General features: G+C 70.5%; 26 protein-coding genes. 8 read left to right on the top strand and 18 right to left on the bottom strand.

The window, feature by feature from the left end; genetic code table 11:
• Window positions 1–27 precede the first annotated feature (27 nt).
• The 5 genes from ACWCSU_RS31165 to ACWCSU_RS31185 are packed head-to-tail and all read right to left on the bottom strand — an operon-like array spanning window position 28 to window position 6789.
• A complete protein-coding gene (locus tag ACWCSU_RS31165; RefSeq protein WP_357699202.1) occupies window positions 28–783 on the bottom strand; it encodes an SDR family NAD(P)-dependent oxidoreductase in 756 nt (251 codons plus the stop codon).
• Window positions 780–1958 carry an ATP-NAD kinase family protein gene (locus ACWCSU_RS31170; protein ID WP_449939783.1) on the bottom strand — a complete coding sequence of 393 codons (1179 nt, stop codon included), beginning with the start codon at window positions 1956–1958 and terminating at the stop codon, window positions 780–782. The genes ACWCSU_RS31165 and ACWCSU_RS31170 overlap by 4 nt, the downstream gene beginning before the upstream one ends.
• Before the next feature lie 3 nt (window positions 1959–1961).
• A complete protein-coding gene (gene gcvPB / locus ACWCSU_RS31175; protein WP_449939784.1) occupies window positions 1962–3518 on the bottom strand; it encodes an aminomethyl-transferring glycine dehydrogenase subunit GcvPB in 1557 nt (518 codons plus the stop codon).
• Entirely contained in the window at window positions 3515–4846 is a 1332-nt protein-coding gene (gene gcvPA, locus ACWCSU_RS31180; protein ID WP_449939786.1) for an aminomethyl-transferring glycine dehydrogenase subunit GcvPA, read from the bottom strand. The genes gcvPB and gcvPA overlap by 4 nt, the downstream gene beginning before the upstream one ends.
• Window positions 4843–6789: a beta-galactosidase gene (locus tag ACWCSU_RS31185; protein ID WP_449939789.1), complete on the bottom strand. Its 1947-nt coding sequence runs from the start codon at window positions 6787–6789 to the stop codon at window positions 4843–4845. The genes gcvPA and ACWCSU_RS31185 overlap by 4 nt, the downstream gene beginning before the upstream one ends.
• Window positions 6790–6901: 112 nt before the next feature.
• Between ACWCSU_RS31185 and ACWCSU_RS31190 the strand changes: the two genes are divergently transcribed.
• The 4 genes from ACWCSU_RS31190 (at window position 6902) to ACWCSU_RS31205 (ending at window position 9551) form a co-directional block, all read left to right on the top strand.
• Window positions 6902–7540, top strand: a complete 639-nt coding sequence (locus ACWCSU_RS31190; RefSeq protein WP_357699192.1) for a GntR family transcriptional regulator — start codon at window positions 6902–6904, stop codon at window positions 7538–7540.
• A gap of 65 nt (window positions 7541–7605) precedes the next feature.
• Complete coding sequence (locus ACWCSU_RS31195) at window positions 7606–8577, top strand: pirin family protein (RefSeq protein ID WP_357699190.1); 972 nt, start codon at window positions 7606–7608, stop codon at window positions 8575–8577.
• Window positions 8578–8640: 63 nt separating this feature from the next.
• On the top strand, window positions 8641–9189 hold the full coding sequence (locus tag ACWCSU_RS31200) for a MarR family winged helix-turn-helix transcriptional regulator (protein ID WP_449939792.1): 549 nt from the start codon (window positions 8641–8643) through the stop codon (window positions 9187–9189).
• Window positions 9186–9551, top strand: coding sequence for a nuclear transport factor 2-like protein (locus ACWCSU_RS31205; RefSeq protein WP_357699186.1), 366 nt, complete (start codon window positions 9186–9188; stop codon window positions 9549–9551). Before ACWCSU_RS31200 ends, ACWCSU_RS31205 begins: the two co-directional genes overlap by 4 nt.
• On the opposite strand, the gene ACWCSU_RS31210 is transcribed toward ACWCSU_RS31205, so the two are convergent.
• The 6 genes from ACWCSU_RS31210 to ngcE form a co-directional block, all read right to left on the bottom strand.
• A complete protein-coding gene (locus tag ACWCSU_RS31210) occupies window positions 9544–9870 on the bottom strand; it encodes a nuclear transport factor 2 family protein (protein WP_364084643.1) in 327 nt (108 codons plus the stop codon). The two genes, ACWCSU_RS31205 and ACWCSU_RS31210, sit on opposite strands and share 8 nt — an antisense overlap.
• The gene (locus ACWCSU_RS31215; protein WP_357699182.1) at window positions 9867–10973 is read right to left on the bottom strand and encodes a low temperature requirement protein A; all 1107 of its coding nucleotides are present in this window, start codon (window positions 10971–10973) and stop codon (window positions 9867–9869) included. The genes ACWCSU_RS31210 and ACWCSU_RS31215 overlap by 4 nt, the downstream gene beginning before the upstream one ends.
• A 48-nt stretch (window positions 10974–11021) precedes the next feature.
• Entirely contained in the window at window positions 11022–11567 is a 546-nt protein-coding gene (locus ACWCSU_RS31220; protein ID WP_364084646.1) for a superoxide dismutase family protein, read from the bottom strand.
• Between the two features lie 79 nt (window positions 11568–11646).
• Entirely contained in the window at window positions 11647–12501 is an 855-nt protein-coding gene (locus ACWCSU_RS31225; RefSeq protein ID WP_357699179.1) for a carbohydrate ABC transporter permease, read from the bottom strand.
• Complete coding sequence (locus ACWCSU_RS31230) at window positions 12501–13418, bottom strand: carbohydrate ABC transporter permease (RefSeq protein WP_357699177.1); 918 nt, start codon at window positions 13416–13418, stop codon at window positions 12501–12503. Before ACWCSU_RS31230 ends, ACWCSU_RS31225 begins: the two co-directional genes overlap by 1 nt.
• 4 nt (window positions 13419–13422) lie before the next feature.
• Window positions 13423–14871: an N-acetylglucosamine/diacetylchitobiose ABC transporter substrate-binding protein gene (gene ngcE / locus ACWCSU_RS31235; protein ID WP_449939797.1), complete on the bottom strand. Its 1449-nt coding sequence runs from the start codon at window positions 14869–14871 to the stop codon at window positions 13423–13425.
• Between the two features lie 154 nt (window positions 14872–15025).
• Between ngcE and ACWCSU_RS31240 the strand changes: the two genes are divergently transcribed.
• Window positions 15026–16261 carry an alkyl sulfatase dimerization domain-containing protein gene (locus tag ACWCSU_RS31240; RefSeq protein ID WP_449939800.1) on the top strand — a complete coding sequence of 412 codons (1236 nt, stop codon included), beginning with the start codon at window positions 15026–15028 and terminating at the stop codon, window positions 16259–16261.
• A 36-nt stretch (window positions 16262–16297) separates the two neighbouring features.
• Here ACWCSU_RS31240 and ACWCSU_RS31245 read toward each other — a convergent pair whose 3' ends face one another.
• Both ACWCSU_RS31245 and ACWCSU_RS31250 read right to left on the bottom strand, forming a co-directional pair.
• Entirely contained in the window at window positions 16298–17209 is a 912-nt protein-coding gene (locus ACWCSU_RS31245) for a hypothetical protein (RefSeq protein ID WP_449939803.1), read from the bottom strand.
• A complete protein-coding gene (locus ACWCSU_RS31250) occupies window positions 17206–17748 on the bottom strand; it encodes an RNA polymerase sigma factor (RefSeq protein ID WP_449939805.1) in 543 nt (180 codons plus the stop codon). Before ACWCSU_RS31250 ends, ACWCSU_RS31245 begins: the two co-directional genes overlap by 4 nt.
• A 92-nt stretch (window positions 17749–17840) precedes the next feature.
• On the opposite strand from ACWCSU_RS31250, the gene ACWCSU_RS31255 reads away from it, so the two are divergent.
• Window positions 17841–18281, top strand: a complete 441-nt coding sequence (locus tag ACWCSU_RS31255; protein WP_449939806.1) for a nucleotide triphosphate diphosphatase NUDT15 — start codon at window positions 17841–17843, stop codon at window positions 18279–18281.
• A 9-nt stretch (window positions 18282–18290) separates the two neighbouring features.
• Here the strand turns inward: ACWCSU_RS31255 and ACWCSU_RS31260 are convergent, their stop codons facing one another.
• From ACWCSU_RS31260 to ACWCSU_RS31275, 4 genes are all read right to left on the bottom strand, one after another.
• Window positions 18291–18629, bottom strand: coding sequence for a hypothetical protein (locus tag ACWCSU_RS31260; RefSeq protein ID WP_449939808.1), 339 nt, complete (start codon window positions 18627–18629; stop codon window positions 18291–18293).
• Between the two features lie 206 nt (window positions 18630–18835).
• Window positions 18836–19696 (bottom strand): hypothetical protein, encoded by an 861-nt coding sequence (locus ACWCSU_RS31265; protein ID WP_449939810.1) that lies wholly within the window; start codon window positions 19694–19696, stop codon window positions 18836–18838.
• Between the two features lie 374 nt (window positions 19697–20070).
• Window positions 20071–21285, bottom strand: a complete 1215-nt coding sequence (locus ACWCSU_RS31270) for an aminotransferase class III-fold pyridoxal phosphate-dependent enzyme (protein WP_357699163.1) — start codon at window positions 21283–21285, stop codon at window positions 20071–20073.
• Window positions 21282–22202, bottom strand: coding sequence for a carbohydrate kinase family protein (locus ACWCSU_RS31275; RefSeq protein ID WP_357699161.1), 921 nt, complete (start codon window positions 22200–22202; stop codon window positions 21282–21284). The genes ACWCSU_RS31270 and ACWCSU_RS31275 overlap by 4 nt, the downstream gene beginning before the upstream one ends.
• Before the next feature lie 70 nt (window positions 22203–22272).
• Here ACWCSU_RS31275 and ACWCSU_RS31280 point away from each other — a divergent pair, with 70 nt between their 5' ends.
• Both ACWCSU_RS31280 and ACWCSU_RS31285 read left to right on the top strand, forming a co-directional pair.
• Window positions 22273–22857, top strand: a complete 585-nt coding sequence (locus ACWCSU_RS31280; protein WP_449939812.1) for a TetR/AcrR family transcriptional regulator — start codon at window positions 22273–22275, stop codon at window positions 22855–22857.
• A gap of 62 nt (window positions 22858–22919) precedes the next feature.
• Window positions 22920–23558, top strand: a complete 639-nt coding sequence (locus ACWCSU_RS31285; RefSeq protein ID WP_449939813.1) for a class II aldolase/adducin family protein — start codon at window positions 22920–22922, stop codon at window positions 23556–23558.
• Window positions 23559–23581: 23 nt separating this feature from the next.
• Here ACWCSU_RS31285 and ACWCSU_RS31290 read toward each other — a convergent pair whose 3' ends face one another.
• Window positions 23582–25150: a DUF885 domain-containing protein gene (locus ACWCSU_RS31290; protein WP_449939815.1), complete on the bottom strand. Its 1569-nt coding sequence runs from the start codon at window positions 25148–25150 to the stop codon at window positions 23582–23584.
• Window positions 25151–25162: the final 12 nt, after the last annotated feature.

The following is a 25162-nucleotide window of genomic DNA, read 5'->3' on the forward strand; positions in this document are numbered from 1 at the left end:
TCCTTCAGGGGGTGGTGCTGTTGGGGGCTACGCGAGCCCGCCGCCGTCGACGACGAGAGCGGATCCGGTGACGTAACTGGCGGCGTCGCTCGCCAGGAAGAGGACGGCCTGGGCGATCTCCTCGGGGCTGCCGGAGCGGCCCATCGGCCGGTCGGCGGCGTCGGCCTCGAAGGCGGCCCAGTCCTCGTTGAGCTGGCGGGCCTCGTCCCGCAGCATCGGGGTGTTCGTGTCGCCGGGGTTGACGGAGTTCACCCGGATCCCGGCCTTGGCGTGGTCGATCGCCAGCGCCCTGGTCATGTTGACGACGGCCGCCTTGGAGGCGCAGTAGGAGATCGCGTTCCCACCGCCCTTGAGCCCCCAGCCGGAGCCGGTGTTGACGATCGAGCCGCCCTCGGTCATGAGCGGGATCGCGTGCTTGCACATCAGGAACACCGAGCGCACGTTGACCGCCATCACGCGGTCCCACTCGTCCACGTCGAGGTCGAGCGCGGTGGTGCGGCGGATGATGCCCGCGTTGTTGAACAGCACGTGCAGGCCGCCGTAGGTGTCCACGGCCGTGCGGGCGATGCGCCGGCAGTCCTCCTCCGCGGACACGTCCCCCTGGACGGCGACCGCGGACGCCCCCGCCTGCGTGATCGCCTTGGCCGTCTCCTCGGCCCCCGCGCCGTCGATGTCGGCGACGACGACCTGGGCGCCCGCCTCGGCGAAGAGCACCGCCGTCGCCCGGCCGATGCCGGAGGCACCGCCGGTGACGATCGCGACCTTGCCATCGAGCCTGTTCATCCGTAGAACTCCTCACTTGCCGCACAAATGCGATAAATCGTGCTTTCGCGGTATCCGGTGATCACCCGTACGTGCCCGGCCAGCTTCCGGTCCAGTTCCTGGTCCCCGCTGTCGGCCAGCAGCGGCCGCCCCCCGAGCCCGGCCAGCTTCTGCTGCGTGGCCAGCACGACCAGCCGGTCGCCACCGCCGCCCCCGAGCACCTCGTCGAGCACCCGGGGCGAGACCTGCTGGTTGCCGCGGCCGAGCACGAAGCCCTGGCCGCCGATCACCGACAGCACGATGACCGATTCCCGGCCGCGTACCAGCTCGAACAGCTCCCCTTCGGTCACGTCGGCGGCCACCAGGTCCGCGCCGCCGTCCGCGCGGGCCTCGACCACGTCCACGCCGAGCAGCGTGGTGGCGAGCCCGAGCTCCCTGCCCACCGCCGCCGTGGTGGCGCCGGGGCCGAGCACGTAGCGTGCCCCCGGCCGCAGCCGGGCCGCGACCGCACGGGCGATGCCCTCGACCGTGGCCGGAGCCGCGTCCGAGGAGCCCGCCTTGCGGCCCGACAGAGCCGCGCGACCTGCCGGGACGCGCAGGCTACCGTAGAGCCGGGGGCTGACGAGCCCCCGGCGGTAGCGCTCCTCGTCCAGGTCCACCACTTCGGCCTCGACGGTCTCCGGCCGGGCCAGGAAGTCGGCCGCGACGAACCCGGCGGTGGCCGGGCTGAGCGCGAAGCAGCCCGAGTACACCTTGACCCCGGCCGGTATGCCCAGCACGGGCGGCGCCTGGCCGCCCAGCTCCCGCGCGGCGTCGAGCACGTCGCGGGCCGTGCCGTCGCCGCCGGCGAACAGCAGCAGGTCCACGTCCGCCAGCGCGGCGACGGCCGCCCGCGTGTCGGCCGCGGTGGTCGCGTCCTGGACGCCGGAGGACACCAGCTCGTACGGGACCGCGGCGGCGCGGGCGCTGTCCTCGCCCATCGCCCCCGCCACGGTCACCAGCCGGACCCCGGGACGGCGGGCCAGCAGCGTGGCGACGGCCTGCGCGGCCCGCCGCCCGGCCTTGGGCTCGGCGCCCTTGGCCAGGGCCGCGCGCTGCACGTCGGCGCCGTCGCTGCCCTTGAGCCCCACGGACCCGCCCAGCCCGGCGACCGGGTTGACGACCAGCCCGATCACGCCGTTCCCTCCGGACGCCATGGCTCAGCCGCCCGCGGCCAGGTGCTTGCGCACGTACGCGCGCCAGGTCGGCGCCCACTGCTTGGGGTCGTTGAGCGGCGTCGGGTCGATCTTGTGGATCGTCTGGTTGTAGGGCGCGCCCTTGACGAACTCCGGGTCCCGCCGCGCCTCCGAGGCGACGTGCTCCAGGATCGCCGCGTACTCGTCCAGGTCCTCCCGCGAGTACGACTCCGTCGGCTCCAGCGTGAACGGCTCCGGCACCAGGTACGGGTGGTGGCTGGTCCAGTAGTGGACGCCGAAGTCGGCGGCGCGCACGCCGATCTCCTCCGAGTGCACCCCCGTCTCCTCCGACAGCTCCTGCCAGGAGTAGCGGACCTGCTCGATCCGGCGCTGGTTCCACGGCGCCGAGGCCCCGGGGATCTGCAGCACCTTGTGCATCAGGTAGTTGTTGTTCAGCGCCGCCGTCTCGGCCACCTCGCGCAGCCCCTTCGCCCCCAGGGTCATGATCCAGGCGTAGGCGCGCACGATGTTCGGGGTGACGCCGAGGAACGGCCGGATCTTGCCGACGGTCTGCGCGGGCGTCTCCAGCCCGTACGCGTCGCCGTCGAAGGAGACCACGGGCCCGGGCAGGAACGGCTCCAGCTCCGGCGAGACGCCGCAGGCGCCGGCCGCCGGGCCGCCGCAGGCATGCGGGGTGGAGAACGTCTTGTGCAGGTTGAAGTGGCACAGGTCGAACCCGGCGTCGCGGGCCCGGGTGATGCCGAGGATGCCGTTGGCGTTGGCCTGGTCGTAGCAGGCCAGGCCGCCGACCTCGTGCACCAGGTCCACGAACTCCTTGATCCTGGAGTTGTAGATGCCGGTGTCCTCGGGGTTGGTGATCATCAGGGCGGCCGTGCGCGGGCCGACGGCGGCGCGCAGCGCCTCCAGGTCGGGCAGGCCGTTGGCGTCCGGCATGAGGGTGATGACCTCGTACCCGGCGACCTTGGCGCAGGCCGCGTTCGAGGGGTGCGAGAACATCGTGGTGATGACCTGGTCCCGGTGGCTCTCGCCGCGGGCGGCGTGGTAGGCCCTGATCATGGCGATGTTGGCGTAGATGGCCGCCGAGCCCGAACCGGGCTGGAGGGACACGCGCGACATCCCGGAGATCTCGGCCAGCATGCGCTCCAGCCGCCAGTAGATCTCCAGCACGCCCTGCACGGTGTCCTCGTGCTGCAGCGGGTGCAGCTCGGCGATCGCGTTGGCGAACTGGTCGTTGACCTTCGGGCTGTACTTCATCGTGCAGGTGCCCTGGCCGATGTCGATGTTGAGGTCGACGCCCAGGTTCTCCTGCGACAGCCGCAGGTAGTGCCGCACCACGTGCGGCTGCGACATCTCGGGCAGCTTCGGCGGGGTGACCCGGCCGACGCCCTCGGGCAGCTCGACCTTCGGCGCGCCCGGCTCGGGCACGGCTATGCCGCGGCGGCCGGGGCTGGACAGCTCGAAGATGATCGGCTCGTCCCAGCGTGCCTGGTGGAAGCGGCGCAGCGGCGGCTTGGGCGCCACCGGCAGCTCCGCGAAGGACTCGGCTCCGTGCCCGCTCATGCCTGCACAACCTCCTGTACGGCTGCCGCGAGCCGGTCGATGTCCTCGATGGTGTGGCGCTCGGTCACGCAGACCAGCACCGTGCGCTCGTCCAGCGGCACGCCGCCGTAGATGCCGCGCTCGCGCAGCCCGGCGAGCAGCGCCGCGGAGTCGGGCACCTCGATCGCGAACTCGCGGAAGTGCACCGAGCCCCCGTGCCGGACGGTGACCGACCGGGCCAGGGCGTCCATGGCGTACCGGGTGCGGGCCAGGACGGTCTCGCCGAGCTCCTTCATGCCCTGCGGGCCCATCAGCGCGAGGTAGACCCCGGCCGTGATGCCCCACAGCGCGGCGGCGGTGCCCACCCATTCCTTGCCCTCTTCGCGCAGGGCGAAGGAGGTGCGGTCGTAGAAGACGTCGCCGAAGCCGTACTCGCCGGGGACCTTCGTCGGCGCGATGCCGAACAGGCGCGAGGGGAACTCGGCGACCAGCGGCTCGTGGTCCTGGGTGGCGATGTAGCCGGCGTGGCCGCCGCCGTAGTTCTGGTGGATGCCGAGCGACTGGATGTCGCCGCAGACGATGTCGGCGCCGTAGGAGGCGGGCGGGGCCAGCACGCCCAGGGAGATGGGGTCGGCGCTGACGACCAGCAGCGCGCCGGCGGCGTGCGCGAGGCCGGCCAGCTCCCGGCCGCGGGTCTCGACGACGCCGTAGACGTTCGGGGTCTCCAGGTAGATCGCGGCGTAGGAGTCGTCGAGCGCGACCTCGCCGATCTGCCCGTCCTCGGCCACCGGGGCCAGCTCGATGGTGATGTCGGGGGCCAAGAAGTCACGCAGCTTGCTCAGCTTGTCGGCGCCGATCGCCCCGGTGACCAGCACCTTCGACCGCTTGGTGTAGCGGCAGGCCATGCGCAGCGCGGTGCCGGACGCCTGGAAGCCGTCGTAGGTGGGGACGTTGACGACGTCCATCTCCAGCAGCTCGCCCATCATGCTGACGTACTCGAACAGGGCCTGGAAGCGGCCGTGGTCCTCGTACGGCTCGCCCGCGTACGCGGTCAGGAACTCGCTCCTGGAGTTGACCTCGTCGCAGACGGCGGGCACGTGGTGCGGGTAGCAGCCGTGGCCGAGGAAGCTGAGCGCCTCCTCGGTGTCGACGGTCCGGGCGAACAGGCCCTTCATGTGGCGCACCAGGTCACGCTCGGCGGTGAACGGCGCCGGAAGGTCGAGCGGCCGGTCCAGCCGCAGCTCCGCGGGGATGTCGGCGTAGAACTCCTCGACGCTCGACGCGCCGACCGCCGCGAGCATCTCGGCTCGCACGCGCGGCTCGGCGTTGGGTATGTACGGGTGCGTCACTTCTCTCCTTCGATCCTGAGCACGACGGCGTCGCGAGGGGCCAGCTCGATGCCGCCCCGCAGTTCGGCCCCGGTGAGCAGGTCCGTCCCCGGATGCGGGAGCGTGACCGGCTGCGGGGCGGTGGTGTGGTTGAGGAGGAACAGGTGGCCGCCCCTCCTGACGGCCTCCACGCCCTGCGGCACGTCGATGCGCTCGATGCCGTCCAGCAGCGGCTCCAGCACCGGCGTCACGTCGTCGAGCAGGCAGCCGACGTAGGTGACCGCGCCCTTGCGGGTGACGGCGGGCAGGCCGTCCAGGTCGCCGCCCTCGAACAGGGCGACGGGCTCGGCGCCCTCCAGCCTGATCCACTCGGCCCAGGTGCGGGCGTCGCCCAGACCGGTCCGCTGGACGTCCCCGTCGGCGAGCGGCCAGAACTCCTCCACGGCGATGCCGAGCAGGTCGGCCAGCGGGCCGGGGGCGCCGCCGGTGTGCACCTGGTCGCTCTCGTCCACCACGCCGCTGAACGGGCCCACGACGAGCCTGCCCTCGTACGCCTCCAGCGCCTTGGCCTGTTCGGCGGTGCACATGTAGAGGTTCGGGGCGATGACCAGGTCGTACGACGACAGGTCCCGGCCGGGCGGCGCGAGGTCGACGGCGATGCCCCTGGCGTGCAGCGGGGCGTACCAGGCGAGCAGCAGCTCCTTGAGCTTGAGCCGGTTGGACGGCATGGACTCGGGCGCCTCCAGGCCCCACCAGCTCGACCAGTCGAGCAGCAGCGCCACCTGGGCGCGGGTCTCGCCTCCCGCGACCTCCGACAGGCGCCGCAGGTCCTCGCCGAGCGCCAGGGTCTCGTGCCAGCCGCGGGTCCGCGTCCCGCCGTGCGGCAACATCGCCGAGTGGAACTTCTCGGGGCCGTACTTGGCCTGCCGCCACTGGAAGAACATCACGCCGTCGGAGCCGTGTGCGAGCGCCTGAAGGCTGTGCAGGCGCATCATGCCCGGCGGCTTGGGGACGTTCACCTCGCGCCAGGACACCGCGGACGGCGCGGACTCCAGCAGCAGCCAGGGCCCCTGCCGCAGCGAGCGCATGAGGTCGTAGCTGAGCGCCACCTGCACGTGCGAGCCGGGATCGGCGGGGTCGGGGTAGGCGTCGTCGCTCACGAAGTCCTCGGCCTCGGCCCACTTCCAGTAGTCGAGGCCGTGCAGGATGCTCATGAAGTTCGTGGTGACCGGGACGCTCGGTGTGATCGCGCGCAGCGCCGCCTTCTCGGCCAGGAACAGCTCCAGGAGCGCGTCGCTGCAGAAGCGCCGCCAGTCGAGGAGCTGGGCGGGGTTGACCGGGCCGGGCGCCGTCCTGGGCGGCTCGACCTGGTCGAAGCTGGTGTAGTGCTGGCCCCAGCAGGAGGTGCCCCAGGCGGCGTTGAGGGCGTCGACGGTGCCGTACCGGTCTTCCAGCCAACGGCGGAAGTGGGCGGCGGACTCGGGGCAGAAGCACTCCAGCGTGTGGTCGGCGTACTCGTTGCCGATGTGCCACATGGCCAGCGCCGGGTGGTCGCCGTAACGCTCGGCCATCGCGGTGGCCATCCGTACGGCGTGCTCGCGGTAGACCGGCGAGCTCGGGCAGTAGCCCTGCCGGGAGCCGAACTCCAGCCGCACGCCGTCGGCGTTGACCGGCATCATCTCGGGGTGCTCGCGCACCAGCCACGGCGGCGGCGTCGCGGTCGCGGTGGCCAGGTCGGCGGCGACGCCGTGCTCGTGCAACAGGTCCAGCACCCGGTCGAGCCACGCGAAGTCGTACGCCCCCCGCGCGGGCTCCAGGCGCGACCAGGAGAACACCGCGACGGTCGCCATGTTGACCCCGGCCTCGGCCATGAGCCGCACGTCCTCGGCCCACACCTCCTCCGGCCACTGCTCCGGGTTGTAGTCCCCGCCGAACAGCAGCCCCGGCATCCGGGTCAGCCCCACTCGAACTCCTCGATCATGCAATGTAATATTTTGTATGCCGAATTCATAGTGCAGTATTTTGCATCACGTCAAGGGTTAAGATTCGGTTGACCTGAACGAGAGGAAGTCCCCCATGCCGATCGAGCGGCGACCGTTGCGCGAGCAGATCAGGGAAGAACTGCTGAGCCGGCTCGATCGAGGTGACTTCGCCGCCGGGACCGACATCAACGAGGCCTCCCTAGCCGCCGACCTGGGCGTCAGCCGTACCCCTCTGCGCGAGGCACTGATCACCCTGGCGGGCGAGGGCGTGCTGGAGAGCACCCAGGGGCGCGGGTTCCGGTTCGCCCCGGTGAGCCGGCGCGAGTTCCGCGAGCTGTGCGAGATCGTGGCCGCCCTGGAGTCGCTGGCCCTCGACTGCTCCGACCCGGCCCACCTGCGCTCGATCGCCCCCGACCTGCTGAAGCTGGCCCAGGACTTCCCCGACAACGTGGCCGAGCAGCAGATCATCGAACGTCACGACGACGAGTGGCACGACCTGCTGCTGAGCGGCTGCCGCAACGAGCGCCTGCTCGACCTCATCACCAGCGTCAAGGCCGGCATGCGCCGCTACGCCCACCTGATCGCCGGCGACGACGCACCCCTGGAGCGCGAGGCCGCCGAGCACCGCCGGATCGCCGAGTTCCTGCAGGCCGACGAGCCGGCCAAGGCCGCCCAGGCGTTGCGCGACAACTGGATCAACGGCATGGAGCGGATGATGTCCCGCATCCCGTAGCCCCACGGAATAGTTGAAAACTAAACTTGGTTGCATGGGGCAGATCCCGCTGGAAGGAGCGCGACATGCCCGCCGTAACCGTTGAGAACCCGCTCACCCTCCCCCGCGTGCCCGCGCCCGTGGCGGGAGTGCCGGAGCGGAAGGTGCTCGCCGTCGAGACCGCGCCCAGCGGGTTCGAGGGTGAGGGCTTCCCCGTGCGCCGCGCCCTTGCGGCGATCAAGCTCGAATACCTCGACCCGTTCGTCATGATGGACCAGATGGGCGAGGTCGACTACGCGGCCGGCGAGCCCAAGGGCACGCCCTGGCATCCGCACCGCGGCTTCGAGACCGTCACGTACATGATCGACGGCGTCATGGAGCACCTCGACTCCAACGGCGGCGGCGGCACGATCACCAACGGCGACACCCAGTGGATGACGGCCGCGTCCGGAATCCTGCACAAGGAGGCGCCGCCGGAGTGGCTGGTCCAGAAGGGCGGCCTGTTCCACGGCATCCAGCTCTGGGTCAACCTGCCGGGCGCCAAGAAGATGATCGCGCCGAAGTACCAGGACATCGGGCGTTCCAGCGTCGCGCTGCTGAGCAGCCACGACGGCGGCGCGCTGGTCCGGCTGATCGCGGGCGAGCTGGCCGGCAACACCGGGCCCGGCAGCACGCAGACGCCGATCACGCTGCTGCACGCCACCATCACCCCGGGCGCGCGGCTGAGCCTGCCGTGGCGCAAGGACTACAACGCCCTGGTCTACGCCCTCTCCGGCCGCGGCACGGTCGGCGCCGAGCGGCGTCCGCTGCACGGCGGGCAGCTCGCGGTCTTCGACGGCTTCGGCAACCGGCCGGGCCGGACCACCCTGGGCGAGACCATCACGATCGAGGCCAAGGACACGCTCGACGTGATCGTCCTGGGCGGTGAGCCGATCGGCGAGCCCGTGGCGCACCACGGCCCGTTCGTCATGAACACCCGCGCCGAGCTGGTCCAGGCGTTCGAGGACTTCCAGGCGGGCCGCCTCGGCACGATCCCGGCCGAGCACGCCCAGTCCTGACCGTCCTCCCCGAAGGCCCGTGCGTCGCGCACGGGCCTTCGCGTTTTCTGGTAGACATTCATTGTGAAGGACGTACATAAATTCGACCAGGAGCCGGACGGCTCCCTCTTCGACCCGCGGGCCAGGGCGGCCATGAGTGAGTTCGTCGGCGGCGGCGACACCGCGCCGTTCGAGGCGGCCGCCGCCGTGCGGACGGCGTACCAGGCCGTGGAGCGCATGCGCGCACACGGCAGCGAGGGGCGCGGGCTCAGCTCCGGCGCGATGGACGTCCTGCTGCGCCTCGGCGCGGCAGGAGCCGGAGGCGGCATCAGCATCGGCGACCTGGCCCAGGCCGCCGGGGTCAGCTCGCGCAACGTCACCGGACTGGTGGACACCCTGGAACGCGACGGCCTGGCGCGGCGGGTCCAGGACAGCCGCGACCGGCGCTCGGTGCTGGCCGTGATCACCGACGAGGGCCGGGCGTGGATCGAGGCGTTCCGCACGCCGTCGCAGCTGGCGATGCGGGCGATGTTCCAGGGGTTCACGGCCGCCGACCTGACCGCGCTGCGGCACCTGTGCCTGCGCCTGGCCGACAACCAGCAGCGACTCTCGGCGCACCTGGAGGGGCGATGACCGGCACCCGCGAGGTGGTCAGGGCCTACCACGAGGCCAGGCTCCGCGCCGACGTACCGGCCGCGGCGGCGCTGATCGGCGAGGAGTTCTCCTTCAGGAGCCCGTTCGTCTCCTCGACCGACCCCACCGGCCACCTGGCCGGCATCGAGGCCCTGATGAGCGTGGTGACCGGCGTCGACCTGATCAGCGAGCTGTACGGCGACTCGGCGGCGACCCTCGTCTACGACCTGCACACCGCCACTCCGGTCGGCACCCAGCGCACCGCCGAGCACTTCACCCTCGGCCCGGACGGGCGGATCCGGTCCATCATGCTGATCTTCGACTCCGCGCCCTGGCGGCCGATGGAGGCGGCGATCAGGTGAGCGGCAGGGCGGCGGCGGTCTGGCGCCAGATCCTGCCGTCCCTGACGACCAGCGTCCCGAACGTCGTGACCCGGTTCCCGCCGACGGTCATGACCGCGTTGTAGAAGATCACGTCCCCCTCGATCCGGAGCGACATGATCTCCTCCACCCGCGGCCCGGCCGCCAGGTAGGCGGTGAACAGCTCGCGGATCTCGGCGGCGCCCCTGGCCGCGCGGTCGAACCGGACGACCACCGCCTCGTCGTGGTACTGGGCGAGCAGGGCCTCCAGGTCGCCGTCGGCGATGGCGGCGAGCTGGCGGTCGAACACTTCCTGGGTCACGATGTGCCTTCCGGGGAGGGGCGCAGCAGGTCGTAACCCACCTGGGCGGCGCCGAACAGCAGGACGAGCGGGAGCGCCGCCGCGACGGGCAGCGCGGAGGAGGCGAGCGTGAGCACGGCGGCGGCCAGCCGGACGACGCCCGCCCGGCGGTCGGCCGAGCACAGGTGCTGGAGGCCGAGCACGGCGAAGACCACGGCGGCCGGCACCCCGACGGCCCAGCTCGTCCCCGACGGGTGCATGAGCGCGTGCTCGATCCCGATGCCGAACGCCACCAGGCCCATCGAGAGCGGCAGGTGCGAGTAAACCCACACCTGCCCGGCCAGCTTGGTGCGCAGCACGACGGACTCGTCGACGTGGTCGAAGTACAACCACCAGAAGGCCATCGCGATGGCCACCCCGGCCAGGGCGATCAGCAGCACGGACGGGGTGACGTCGTGCCCCTTGAGCCCGGTGACCACGGCCGCGACCACCTCGCCGAGCACGATCACGACGAACAGCCCGAACCGCTCCGGCAGGTGCTCGCTCTGCGGCGGCAGCTTGCTCTGGTGGCCCCGGCTGAGCAGCGGGGTCGCCAGGTCGATCACCAGCGCCACGGCCCACATCGCGTACCGCTGCGGCGGATCGACGGCGAGGGAGGCCAGCCAGATGACTGCGGCGACGGTGAACCCGGCCGCGTACCGCACGGTGAGCGGCCGGGCCTCGGGCACGTGCCGGCCGGCCCTGAGGTAGGCGACGACGAGCAGGATCCGGGCCGCCGCGTAGGAGAGCGCGAACAGGGCCGAGCGCTGCTCGATGTCGCTGACGCTGGCCGCCATCGTGGCCACCGCGAGGATCTGCGGCAACGCGAGCAGGCGATGGCTGACGTCGTCGGTGTCGAACCGGTTGGCATAGAAGACGTAACCCGCCCAGGACCACCAGACCGGCACGAACAGGCCGACGAAGGTGAGGACGCGGCCGGCGTCGGCGCCGCCGGCGAGCACGTCGGCCAGCTCGGCGACCGCCACGACGAAGACGAGGTCGTAGAGTAGCTCAAGCCAGGTGGCCCGGCGGTGCACCTGCTCGAACAACCGTAAGCGGGGCGGCTGCCATCGGCGGCTAGTCAACGCGGGACCTCCACAATATGTAATTGTGTAATTATGCACGCCTTTCGGCTAGTGCAGTGTCAGGCAGGCCACCCGAGGGCCCGCCTCGCCCGCGTGGGCGCCGCTCTTCGTGGTGGGCCGGGCGTGGATGACCAGCGACTTCGGCAGGGCGGCGGGGTCGAGACTCCAGGAGTGACGGGCCGTCGAGCGGCCCGCGCCCGACCCGTCGGTGGTGACGTCGAGCCAGATCTCGCTGGCCGGGTCGGCGTGGCCGGGGTTGTGCTGGTAGTGGCCGCCGGCGTCGTCGGGGTCGGTGCCGCAGGGCGCGGTGTGCAGGTGGGCGCCGTAGTGGTGGCGGGGCAGGAAGCCCTCCACGACCAGCGAGGTGCGGGTCGTGCCGCCGCTGGACTCGGCCGTGAGGCTGGCCTGCGCGCCCTCGGGGGCCAGGCGGCGGTCGTAGGCGATCGCCGCGGTGTCACCCGAGGTGAACTCACCGCCGCCGCTCAGTTCCGGCAGCCCCGACGGGCTCGGTTTCGCGACCTCCTGCAGCGGCGCCGGTGGCCCCGCGCAGGCGGCCGTCGTGAGCAGGACGAGCAGAAGTGCGGGAACGCGCATGAGGGACCCCCGGATGTGCTGGCGAAGGCCCCTCACTCTAACGAGTAGCCGTACGACTACGACGCGTGTTCGGCGAATCTCACTTCAGCGCGCCCGAGCTCAACCCGGACTGGATCTGCCGCTGGAAGATGATGTAGATGACCATCACCGGCAGGATGGTCATGCTCAGCGCGGCGAACAGGCCCGGCCAGTCCGCCTCGTAGCCGGCCCTGGTGGAGATCCTGGCGATGCCGAGCGTGAGCGGCCACTTCTCCGGCGCGCCGCCCATGAGCGCCAGCGGCAGCAGGTACTGGTTCCACTGCCCCAGGACGTTGAAGATCGTGATGCTGACCAGGCCGGGCTTGGCCATCGGGACCATGATCTGGAAGAACGTCCGGGTGTGCGAGGCGCCGTCGATCAGGGCCGCCTCGGCGACCGCCTCGGGCAGCGTGCGGAAGAACGCGGCCAGGAAGAAGATCGTGAAGGGCAGCGAGTACGCGATGTAGACGATGATCAGGCCGATGTGCGAGTCGAGCAGCCCGAACTGCTTGACGACGAAGAACAGCGGCCCGAGCGCCAGGAAGATGGGGAAGGCGAGCCCGGCGACGAAGTAGTAGTAGATCAGCTTGCCGCCGACGAAGCTGTAGCGGCCCAGCACGTACGCCGCCATCGAGCCGAACAACATCGTGCCCGCCGTGCCGAAGAACACGACGATGACCGTGTTGAGCATGTACTGCCCGACGTGCGCCTTGTCCCAGGCCCGCCCCCAGGCGTCCAGCCGCAGCGCCCCGGGGAGCTGGAGCGGGTCGCCGAAGATCTCGGTGTTGGTCTTGAACGAGGCCAGGAACGTCCACAGCAGCGGCAGGATGATCAGCAGGGCCCAGACGGCCAGGGCCACGTGCGAGAGCCCGCTCAGCACGCCGGGCCGCGGCCTGCCCGCTCCACGCGAAGCCATCAGAGCTCAACCCTTTCACGCCTGGTCGTACGGAGCGTCAGCACGGCGAACGTCACTGTCAGGAAGAACAGCACGACGCCCATCGCCGAGGCGTAGCCGACCTTGTGGTAGTCGAAGGCGGTCTTGTAGATGGTGATGGGCAGGATGGTGGTGGCCCCGTCCGGCTCGCCCCGGTCGCCCGCCAGCACCTGGATCAGCGCGAAGCCGTCGAAGGCGGCGATCCCCAGGTAGATCCAGCCGACCTGGAGGGTGTCGCGCAGCAGCGGCAGCGTGATGGAGAAGAACAGCCGCATCCGGCCGGCGCCGTCGATGGAGGCGGCCTCGAAGTAGTCCTTGGGGATGGCGGCCATGCCCGCGGAGAACAGCACCACGTAGAAGCCGACCGCCTGCCAGACCATCACCGCGATGATCGACCAGAGCGCCAGGCCCGGCTCGGTGAGCCAGCCGATCGGCTCGGAGAGCCCGAGCCTGGCCAGCGTGCCGTTGATCACGCCGTCCTCGTCGGGACGGTAGATGGCCTGGAACAGCACGCCGACCACGGCCACGGCGAGAACCTGGGGGAAGAAGAACACCACCCGGTAGAAATTCGACCCCCAGACCCCACGCATTCCCGCGCCGCGGGTGCCGCCGCCGAGATTCAGCAGGAACGACAGGAACAGCGCGATGACGATCGTCAGGAGCGGCAGCACCAGCAGGAGAATTCCGTGATTGCGCAGGGCCTGCCAGAAATTGTCGTCGTCGAACAACCGGCCGAAATTGTCCAGCCCCACGAATCGGACGACCGAGCTGACGCCGTTCCAGCTCGTCAGGGAGAGCTGGAACGCCTGAACATATGGGCTGATCACGAAGACCGTGTAAAGCGTGACCGGGACGGCCAGGAACCCGATGACGAATCCGTACTTGCGCAACCGCTCCATGTGCTCAGGCGCTCCGCGTCTGCTTGGTGATGGAGTCGTCCTTCTTGACGTCGTCGGCCTTCTTCTGCATGCGCGTGCAGAATTCGTCAGGGGTGATGCGGCCGGACATCAGGACGTTGGTCTGCTCCCAGCCGTAGTCGAACAGCTCCTTGTACCAGCCCTCGAAGCGGGCGTCGGTGATGATGTTCTCGCCGGCCGCGTCCTGCGCCTTGGATGCGCTGACCAGGCCGGGCGGGAACTCGGAGCTGTCGGCGGCGCCGGTCACCACCGTGAGGTTGTTGGTCTTCTTGGTGAAGCCCGCCGCGCCCTCCTTCGACAACATGATCCGCAGGTACTCCAGGCCGCCCTGCGGGTTCTTGCCCTTCGCCGCGACGACGAAGTTCTCGCCCACGCCGACCTGGATCGCGCCGTACGGCATCTTGTCGGAGGCGGTGACGTCGGGGATGGGGGCCAGGGCGTACTCGAAGTCGAGCGGGATGTCCTTGGTCATCTCGTTCTCCAGCCAGGAGCCGCACGGGTAGAACAGCACCTTGTTCTGAAGCTGCTTGACCTGGGTCTGGGTGTGGTCGAGGCCCAGGTACGCCTTGTCGCCGTACTTCTGCTGGATGTCCAGCCATGCGGTGACCGCCTGCTTGACCGCCTCGCTCGTCCAGGCGTTGTCGACGAGGTTGTCGATGTCGATGATGACCTGGTTGCCACCGATCTTGGCAGCCGTGTACAGGACGTTCCAGAGCTGGTAGTACGGGCCCTTCTTGCCGGGGTAGGCGAAGAGCGCGATGCCCTCCTTCTTGGCCGCCTCGCCGAGCGCCGTGAACTCGGCCCAGGTCTTCGGCACGCTCCAGCCCTTGGCGGCGAACAGCTTGGCGTTGTACCACAGCGCCCGGTGGGACACGGTGTAGTTGAGCACCAGGTCCTTGCCGTCGAGCTTGCCGTTCTGCAGCACGAGCGGCGTGATCGTGTCGCGGACCTTCTTGGACGGGTCGTCGAAGGAGGGCGCGTCGTAGAGCGGGGTCAGGTCGGCCAGGTGGCCCTCGGTGGCCAGCGCGGCCAGGTCGAGCGCCTCGGGGCCGGAGTTGTTGATCACGTCGGGCATGTCGTTGCCGACGATGCGCGGCCGGAGCTGGGTGCCGATCTGCTGGGTGGCGGTGTGCTTGATCGTGACGCCGGCGTGGGCCGTCTTGTACAGCTCCTCGTGCAGGTCCTTGGCGTAGGAGTCGCCGTAGCCGCCGCTGAAGATGACTACTTCGAGCGGCTTCTTGACGTCGACGCCGAAGGGGTTCTTGGGGTCCGCCGACGCCGCGATCGACGTGGCGGGCGCCGCCGTGGGCTGGTCGCCGCCACCGCCGCTGGTCGCGCAGGCGCTCAGCAGGCTCGCGCCGGGCCCGGCCACGAGCGCGGTCATGCCGATACGGCGGAGCAGCTGACGCCGAGTGATCTCGCCCGGGTGGGTCATGGGGGCTCCCGAAGAGGATTCAGTTAGGAAAGTTTCCTAAACGTTTGCCCGAACGTACGAACGCCCGCCGACACGCGTCAAGAGGGCGCAATCGAGACGTGACCTTGCCGTGATCCCTTGCCTAGAACGACGTTCTAAAAGCAAGGTTGGTCACATGATTATCGAGTACGCGGACCGGGTGTGGCGCGGCGAGTCTGACGACAGCATCGTGGACACCGGCATGGAGGGCAAGGGCGTCCAGACCGTGACGGAGGGTGTCGGCTGGTGGTCGGGGTTCGGCAACGCGATCGCCTTCGAGACCGAGGGCGAACTGCTGCTCTTCGACACCGGCGGACCGTGGGCCGCCGCCCGCCTGCACGAGGACGTACGCCGCTGGTCCCGGGCGCCGCTGACCACCGCGTTCTACTCCCACGGGCATGTGGATCACGTCTTCGGCACCGGGCCGTTCGAGGAGTCGGGCCCTCGGGCCACCGTGTACGCGCATCAGGCGGTGGTCGATCGGTTCGACCGGTACGTGCTGACAAATGGTTACAACACGGTGATCAACCAGCGGCAGTTCCAGAACACCCGCCTCCGCTGGCCCACCGACTACCGGCGGCCCGACGTCACCTACACCGACGCGCTGACCGTACGGCGCGGCGGGCTGACCTTCGACCTGCTGCACGCCAAGGGCGAGACCGACGACGCCACCATCGGCTACGTGCGCGAACACCGGCTGCTGCTGCCCGGCGACCTGTTCATCTGGGTGACGCCCAACTGCGGAAACCCCCAGAAGGTGCAGCGATACCCGCGCGAGTGGGTGCACGCGCTGCGCCTGATGGCGGCCCTCGACGCCGAGATCATGCTGCCCAGCCACGGCGCCCCGATCTTCGGCGCCGACCGGGTGCGGCAGGCGTTGCTGGAGACGGCCGAATGGCTGGAGTCGATCATCACGCAGACGCTCGACCTGCTCAACGCGGGCGCCCGGCTCGACGAGATCGTGCATGCGGTGAAGCCGTCCGAGCATTATTCCGACCGCCCTTATCTGCGGGCGCGTTATGACGAGCCGGAATTCGTCGTACGCAATCTCTGGCGCCTTTACGGCGGCTGGTACGACGGCAATCCGGCCAATCTCAAACCGGCTCCCGACGCGGTTCTGGCCAAATCCGTGGCGGAACTCGCGGGCGGGGCGCAAGCGCTCGCCGACGCGGCGCTCAAGGCCCTTTCCGAGGGGGACGAACGGCTCGCCGGACATCTCGCGGAAATGGCCGCCCTGGCGGCTCCTGACGATGCGGGTGTGCACCGGGTCAGGGCCCAGGTTTTCGCCGCCCGGGCGGCCGGTGAACAGTCACTGATGGCAAAAGGCATCTTCACCTGGGCGGCCACGGAGTCGTCGAACCGGGCCGGTTAGCGGAAGCGCTACGACGTCGGGCCGCTCAGCGACGGGTCACTCGTTCTCGATCCACCAGGGGCTCGGCATCGGAGCGGGCCGCGACCTGGGCAGGGAGTCCCGAGGGACCTCGGGTCCCGCCTTCACGTTCAGCTGGACGGTGTCCGACGCGATCAGCATCACTCTGTCGGCCGTCCAGTCGTCCTTGACGTACTGGGCGTCGACGCCGTACCCCCTGCCGGTGCCGTCGGCCTTCATCCACATCACCACGTACTCGATCTTCAGCCCCCGCCGCGCCAGCTCGGCCCGGATCTCCCCGACGCTCTTGCCGCGTACCTCCAGCCCGTCCGGAACCGGTTCCGGGACTCCCGGCGGGGCAATGACGGCGTACCGCTCGCCCGGCGCGGCCGGACGGCCGATCCCGAAGACGATCCTGCCCTTGTAGCCGGTGGGCATGGAGACCGTGCCGCACCAGACCGACGCGCAGGTCCCGGCTTTTGTGACGATCACGCCGGTGCCCGGCGGGAAGCTCCCGGGGGTGGCGGGGCCGAACAGCATGCCCGCGTACTGAGAGGCGACCGGGATCTTGCGTACCTGCGCGTCCAGGCCGACGGCCTTGAACGCCTCGGTGAAGGCGGCCGAGTCGGCCTCGGGGTCGGTGATGGCGACGTCGATGAAGTCGTCACCGGTCTTGAGGGTGACGGCGGCGTTGGCGTACTCGGTGGCCGGGCCGGCGACCGGCAGCGTGACGGCGAGCACGGCGGCCAGCCCGGCGGCCACGGCCCCCAGCACGAACGTCCTGCGCAGCGCCCGGCGGCGCGGCCTCCGGACGGGCCCGCGCTCCTCGGGCACGCGCTCCTCCGACATGATCGACCGCATGAGCGCCCGCGCCCCCGCGCCGGACGCCTGCCCCACGGGCTCCCCCGCTAGCTCCTCGTCGCCCACGCGGGCGAGATCGGCGATGTTCACAATGAGCTCCCTTCCAGGGCCACGGCGTGCGGGTGCTCGAACCCGGTCTCGGTCAAACGGCGGGCGAAGCGCCGGCGGGCTCGATAGAGCCGGACCCGTACGGCGTTGCGCGTTATGCCCAAGGTCGTTGCGATCTGGCCGGTGTCCAGCTTCTCCCAGGCGACCAGGGTGAGCAGTTCGCGGTCGTCGTCGGAGAGCAGGCGGAACGCCCGGGCCAGCGGCGACAGGTCCTCGGCGGACGGCCCGGCGACCACGGGCGCGGCGGCCAGTTCCGCGCGCAACGCCTCGGTACGCCGCTCGTGGCGGCGCTCACCCCGCCGGTGGTTGGCCAGCACCTTCCTGGCCACGCCGTACAGCCAGAGCCGGGCCTCCTCCCCGCGCGGCACCTCCTCAATGCGCCGCCACGCGATCACGAACGTCTCGGCCACGACGTCGGCCGCGTCGTCGGGGTCGGGACATCGGCGTAACGCGTAGCCGAGCAGGGGTCTGTAGGAGGACGCATAGATCTCCTCGAACCGGCTCTCGGGATCGGCTCCCATCCGGTCTCCTTACGTGAGTGTCAACAACACTCACCCCATGTCCGGATTTTTGGCAGCATTACAGCTCTTTGCGGGAGGAGTCGGTTTTGACGGTGAATCGCATCGTAGGCGTGGGTGTGCTGCTCACGGACCCGGACGGGCGCGTGCTGCTCGGTGAGCGGGTGAAGGCGGGCGAGCCCCTGTCGTGGTGCCTGCCCGGTGGGGCGGTGGAACCGGGCGAGACCTTCGAGACGGCGGCCGTCCGCGAACTGGCCGAGGAGACCGGCATCCGCGACGCCGGCCCGCCGGTCGTCACCGCCGTGGCCCTGGACCACCCGGAGGGAGCCGTACGGGTGACGGCGGCGGTCACCATGCTGCGGGGCGCCGACGCTCCGCAGGTGACCGAGCCGCACGTCTTCCGCTCATGGCAGTGGTTCGCCCTGGACCGGTTGCCGTCCCCACTGTTCCCGGCGACCGCCCTCGTGCTGGCCGTCCCGGCTTCCGGCTCCCGCGACGGGCTCCACCGGATCACGCCACCCGCCGCCCGGGCGTGATCCCGCTCGTCAGGAGAAGACCTCCTGGAGAGATCGTCCGGCGTTCGCGCGCACGGTCCAGGCCACGAGGTGGTCGACCTCGGCGCAGGCGTCGATCCGCTCACGGACGTCGTCAGGCACCTCGACCCCACGCTCGGCCAACAGACACTTGAGCACACACTTCATGCCCGCCAGCCGGGCATGATCCCTGTACTCCTCCTTGTAGTTCTCGCCGCACCCCTCCTCGTAGCCCGCCATGTAGGCCAGCAGGCCGAGCAACCAGTCGGGCGCCTGGAGCCCCGTCCTGGAGCGCTGGTTCCACGCTTCGCGAACGGAAGGGCGGTAGACCGGCCAATTGATGGACGTCATGCTCTCCTCTCAAACGCCGAATCCCCGCGAGCGGGGTCGAACCGACAGCTGATCACGTGTTCTCAGCCCATCTCCGGGATGTCCGGCATGGCGCCACGCCCTGGCAATCCGTCATCCCGGACGCAGTCAGAGATCTGCCGCTGAACCAGCAGGTGGATCGATCAGAACCTGGAGCGGGTGTACCTGGGCACCCGCTGCCAAGGGCGTCAGCCGTCCGAATCGTCGAACAGGTCACGGGCGGACTGAACGCTGCTCGCGCGAACAGTCCAGTGCATGAGCAGGTCGACGTCCGTACAGGCATCGATGCGCGCGCGGACGTCCTGGGGGACATCGATTCCACGCGCGTCCAGCAGGTACAGCACGATTCTCCGTGCGGTCTCGTGACTGCCCGCTGTGTGGCCCGCTGCGTGGCCCACTGCGTGCCCCCGGCCGAAGTGTTGGTGGGCGAAGCGGCTGTGGAGCGGCCATTCGGTGGACGCCATGATCTCCTCCAAGATGTCTTTGACCTCGGGCGCGGACATGCTGCAAGCGTATTCACTGTACTTCGGAGCGTGATCGCCGCCGGTCTCCACCAGCGCCGTCGCGAACGCCTCGATGACCTTCCGCTCACGTCCGTGGATCATGACGGACATGACCGCGAGTTCCAGGTGGGCGGCGGCCTCTTGCGGGTCGGTGATGGCCGGTACGTCGTCGGGGCCCAGCACGTACGCCTGGAGGCGGTAGCCGGTGAGCCCGGTGTCGATCGGCTGGGAGTAGTAGGCGGCGGCTCTCCGGTCGGGACAGACGACCAGGACTGTCACGTCGCAGCGCAGCATCAGCCACTGCGCGGCGGCGTAACGGGCCAGTTGCCGGGGGTCTTTGGACTTGTCCTGCTGGATCTCCACGATGATGGCGTGCGCGGGGCTCTGGGGAGGGCCGAGCACGATGCCGAGGTCTGGTTCGATGTCGTCGGAGGGCCTGGTGTTGAACAGGCGGTCCTCCTGCCGGACCAGCGAGGTGGAGGGTAGGTCGACGCCCATGAGGTCACGCAGGATCTCCACCGCCACTTGAGGCCGGTTGGCGAACATCTGTCTGAGAGCGTCATGTCGGGGGGACGGCATGACACTTATTGTCACATGGCGAGCGCGTAGTGTGACCATCGCTCAAGAGGAGCGGTCGTCCGGGGCTGCGAGCTGGATGCAGGCGCTACCGCGGGTGGTGGTCGGCCGGGGAAGCACGACGAAGAGAGGGCTCGAACGACGGCCGGAGCACCTGAGGGGCCAGAGGGCCGTTCGCGGCGGCGCTCCTCAGGCTCGCGTCCCGTAACCGGGAAGCGCCGTTCGAGGTGAGGTCTTACGCGCCCGCCCGGCAGACAGCCAACGGGCGGCCCAAAGGCGCCCTCCGGGGTGGGTCCCGCACGCCCACCCGGTAACCAGGTAACGGGTGGGCCGCGGCTGGAGGGTCAGGCGAAGTGGGTGCGGGTTTCGGTGAAGGCTTGGTCGGTGGCTTCCAGGGCTCGGGCCACGTCCTCCTCCGTGTGGGCCGCCGACATGAACCAGTTGTGCCAGGGGTGCAGGTACACCCCGTGCCGCAGGCAGGCGTCGCTCCAGTACAGGGCCGTGGACAGGTCGGCGTCGCCGTCGAAGCTGAGCCACGGGATGGTCACCGGGCCGGTCTGGTTCACGACGAACCCGTGGGACTTGGCCTGGGCGTACAGGCCCTCCCTGAGCTGGGTGCCGGCGCGTTCCATGGCGGCGATGCCGTCCGTGTCGCGCAGGGTCTCGATGGTGGCCTTGGCCGCGGCCATCGCCACCGCCGAGAACCAGAACGAGCCGGTCGTGTAGAGGGTCTGCGCGGCGCCGCGCAGGGCGTCGGTGCCGGTGACGGCGGCGATCGGGTAGCCGTTGGCCATGGCCTTGGACCAGGCGGTCAGGTCCGGACGGACCCCGTACGGCTCCCACGACCCCCGCAGGTCGATGCGGAACCCGGCCCGCACGTCGTCGATCACCAGGGCCGCCCCGAGGCGGTCGGCCAGGGCGCGGGCGCCGCGTGCGAACGCGGGCTCGACCAGCTCCTGGTCCTCGAAGGAGTCGTGCTTGAAGGGGGTGCAGATGATCGCCGCGACGTCGCCCTCGACGGTGGCGGCGGCGGCCTCCAGGGACTCCAGCGAGTTGTAGGAGAACTCGACCAGGTCCGCGCGCTCGTTCGGGGTGGTGCCGGCGGTCGAGGGCGTGCACCAGGGGTCGGCGCCGTGGTACGCGCCGTGCGCCATCAGCACCTTCGTCCGCCCGGTGGCGGCGCGGGCGACCATGAGCGCCTGGGTGGTGGCGTCGGTGCCGTTCTTGGAGAACATCGCCCAGTCGGCGCTCGGCACGGTGTCGACCAGCAGCTCGGCCAGCTCGACCATGATCGGTCCGGGGCCGTTGAGGCAGTCGCCGAGCGCGAGCTGCCGGGCGGCGGCCTCCTCCACGCGCGGGTGCCGGTGCCCGAGCACGACCGGGCCCCAGCTGCACATGAGGTCGATGTACTCGCGCCCGTCCACGTCCCATTGGCGGCAGCCCTCGCCGCGCTGGAAGAACTGGGGGTAGCCGGGGGCGAAGATGGCCGCGTTGAGGTGCCCGTACATGCCGCCGGGGACGACCTTCAGCGCGCGCTCGCGGAGTTCGGCGTCTGTCATGCGAGAGTCCTTAGGGTGGAGTCGAGGTCGGTGAGGCCCGCGTCGGAGCCGAGGCCGGTGGCCACGCGGGCCGCCGCGGCGGTGCCCCAGCGGGCGGCCTCCAGCACGTCGCGGCCGTGCAGGAGCCCGGTCAGGAATCCGGCGCAGTACGCGTCCCCGCACCCGGTCGTGTCGGCGACCTCCGTCTTCAGCGCCGGCACCCGCTCGGGACCGCCGTCGGAGGTCAGCACGAGGCTGCCGGCCGCGCCGAGGGTGACGAGCACGCCCTTCGGGCCGTCGGCGAGCAGGGTCGCGGCGGCGGTGTCCACGTCGGCGTCGCCGGTCATGAGCAGGGCCTGCGACTCGTTGGGCAGCACGTAGTCCACGTGGGGCAGGAACGCGCGGGCCATCGCCAGCAGGTCGGGCAGCTCCGACAGCAGGTCCATCGTGACGATCGTGCCCGCGGCCCGCACCTCGTCGAGGAGGGCGAAGAAGGCGGGGTCGCCCAGGCCGAAGGTGACGTCCATGCCGCCCAGGTGGATGGCCCGCGCGCGGCGCAGCACGTCGGGGTCCAGGTCGGCGAGGGTGACGCCGAGGTTGGCGCCGGGCACGTGGAAGCTGGGCCGGCCGCCGTCGGGGCGGATGGGCAGGATCGAGGCGGCGGTCTGTTCGCCGGCCCTGCGGACCAGGCGGGTGGCGTCCACGCCGCGCTTGGCGAGGACGGCCTGCAGGAAGTCGCCGAGCTCGTCGTCCCCGATCGCGCCCATGGTGATCACGTCGTTGCCGAGTTTGACCAGGTCGACGGCGGTTCCGGCGGCGGCGCCGGCGGCCGTGAGGCGGATCTGCTCGACGAGTACGGTGTCCTGGCCCTCGGGGATGTGCTCGACGGGCCTGGCGAGGATGTCGACGATGTGCACGCCGACAGTGGCGACGGTCATGGTCTAAATAGACAGACGTCCGAATAAAAAGTCAATATGGTGGGAGTCGCCGCGACAAGAGGGGGATCCGATGCCGAAGATCGTCGATCACGATGAGCGCAGGGCCGAGGTCCTGTCGGCGGCCCGCAGGGTGATCGTCAGGGACGGCATCGACGCCGCCACCACCAGGGCCATCGCCAAGGAGGCCGGTTACTCCAACGGGGTGCTCGCGCACTACTTCGCCGACAAGGACGAGATCCTGCTGTCGGCGCTGCGCCAGTCGCACCAGCGCATCAGGGCGCGGCTGACGCGCAAGGTCGAGGGCGTCACCGGCCTGGCGGCCCTGCGCGAGCTGCTGCTGGACAACCTCCCGCTGGACGCCGACCGCACCCAGGAGAGCCGCCTGGAGGTCAGCTTCTGGAGCCGCAGCCTGGCCTCCGAACGGCTGGCCGAGGTCCAGACCGCCGAGGCCGACGAGCTGCGCGCCGCCGTACGGGAGCTGCTCGGCCAGGCCCGCGCGGCCGGCGAGCTGCGCGCGGACGGCAGCCTCGACGACCTCGCCGAACACCTGCTCGCCCTGGTCGACGGCCTGAGTCTGCACCTGCTCCTCTACCCGGGCCGGCTCACCCGCGTCGACCTCGAACGCCTCATGCTCCAGGCCCTCGACCGCCTCTGAGGCGAAAAGCACCCAAAAACGTCGCTGGAAGTATTTCGGACGACCGACTACTCTGCCGTCGCATGAGCCTCCGCGAGCAGTTGTGCGAGTACGGCAGGCGCGCCGTCGAGCTGGGCCTGGTCATCGGCACCTCGGGCAACCTGAGCGTGCGCCGGGGCGACCAGGTGGCGGTCACCCCGTCCGGTGTGGCGCTCGACCGGCTGACCCCGGAGGCGTGCCCGATCGTGGACATGGAGGGTTACCTGGTCGAGGGCGAGCTGCAGCCGTCGTCGGAGACCCCCATGCACCTGGCCGTCTACCAGGCGACGGGCACTCAGGCGATCGTGCACACGCATTCGGTGTTCGGGACGGTCGTGGCCACGACGATGACGGAGCTGCCGCCGGTCCACTACAACGCGCTGCTGCTGGGCGGCGTGGTCAAGGTGGCCGAGTACGCCACGTACGGCACGCCGGAACTGGCCGCCAACGTGCGGGCGGCGCTGGAGGGCAGGCAGGCCGCCCTGATGGCCAACCACGGCGGGGTGACCATCGGGGCGACGATGGAGCAGGCGTTCGAGGCCACCCGCCTGCTGGAGTGGCTGTGCGAGGTCTACGTACGCGGGCTCGCCGTGGGCAAGCCCGCGGTCCTGACCGACGAGCAGCTCGCCGCCGTCGTGGAGCGCGCGGCCAACCCGCCGGCGTTCCCGCGCCGCCCGAGCTAGCCCCGGGAGCGCGAGCGGGCCGGTCAGGCCAGCGCGGCCTGTTCGGCCAGGCCCAGGGGCAGGCCGCCGGACCCGGCGATCCGGTCGTGGAACTCGCGCAGCGACCCCGTGAACGACTCGCGGATGCGGTCGATCTCGATGGCCCCCGTCAGGTACGACGGCGCCTGCGTCGGCCAGGCGCAGTAGCGGTTCACCTCGCCCCGGGCGGTGCCGGGCGACAGCGACGCCTTGGTGGCCATGAACGTCTCGGCCTCCTCGATCGACATGTCCTCGCAGTGCAGCGCGGTGTCGACGATGATCCGGGCGGCGCGGAAGAGGCGGAAGTCCAGGTGGGCCAGCTCGGTGGCGGGGGTGTCGAAGTAGCCCTGCTCGTGCAGCACCTTCTCGACGTACAGGGCCCAGCCCTCGGTGAAGTACGGTGTCCTGAAGACCTTGCGGACCGTACGCGGGTTGTCCGCCATGTACGACAGGTGCCAGTGGTGGCCGGGGTAGGCCTCATGCACGGCGATCGAGGGCATCTGGGCGCGCGCGTTGGTCCGCAGGCGCTGGCGTACCTGCTCCTCGGTGAAGTCGTCAGGGGTGAAGGGGACGAAGAAGATGCCCCTGCGCGAGCTGCTGAGCGGCGGCGGCGACAGGTAGTGGGCGACGTACAGCACCGGGCGGGCGTACTCGGCCGACGGCAGGACCTCGCACTCCTCCCCCTCGGCGAAGGTGACGAGCCCGCGCTCGCGGACGAACTCACGGGCCCGCCGGGTCTCGGCCTCGTACTCGGACCGCATGGCCTCCAGGGTGGGCGGGTGGTCGTCCATGAGGGACTCCATCGCGGCCCGCCAGTCCTCGGTGCCGTTGAGGCCGAGGGCGACCCGGCGCATCCGGGCGTCCAGGTCGCTCCAGGCGGCCCTGCCCTTGGCGTGCAGCTCGGCGGCGCCGTAGGTGAGCATCTCGCGCTCGCGCAGCAGGGTGGAGTAGAGCTTCTCCCCCATCCGCCAGGTGCCGCCGCACTGGAAGCCTTCGAGGAAGGCGACCAGCGCGTCGAACGCGTCGGCGGCGGGCTCGGCGGCCTTGGCCAGCCGGGCGCGCAGGGCCTCGTCGGCGACCATCGCGGGGAGCGTGCGGGTGAGGAAGTTGCGGCCGGTACGGGCCTGGCCGAGCCCCCGCGTGACCAGCAGCGGCGCGGCGAGGTCGGGGTCCAGGTTGGCCTGGCAGGCGGCCAGCACGCCGGGCACCTCGGCCAGGCGCGAGACGGCGGCGGCGACGAGCTCGGCCTCCGGCTTGAGCCGCTGCTGGAAGGCGTTGAACAACGATCCGAAGACGGCCGAGAGGTAGAGGCCCGGGTTGCGCCGCCACTCGGGCCAGGATTCGAGCGCGACCGAGCCTCTCAGCTGGGACAGGACCAGGTCTCTGTCGATGGCGTCGTCCAGCGAGTCGGCCGGGGACTTGGAGAGGCGTTCGATCCAGCGGATCTCCTCCCGGGCGCGGTTCTCCCAGGCGGAGGCGGTGAAATCGCCGAGGGTGTGGTCGTAGCCGTCGGCTCCCAATTGGCTGGCGACGACGGGACGGTCGGAAAAGTACCAGTTGAGAAACTCGTCCACCTACGCACCATA

The organism is Nonomuraea sp. NPDC001699, assembly GCF_053596455.1.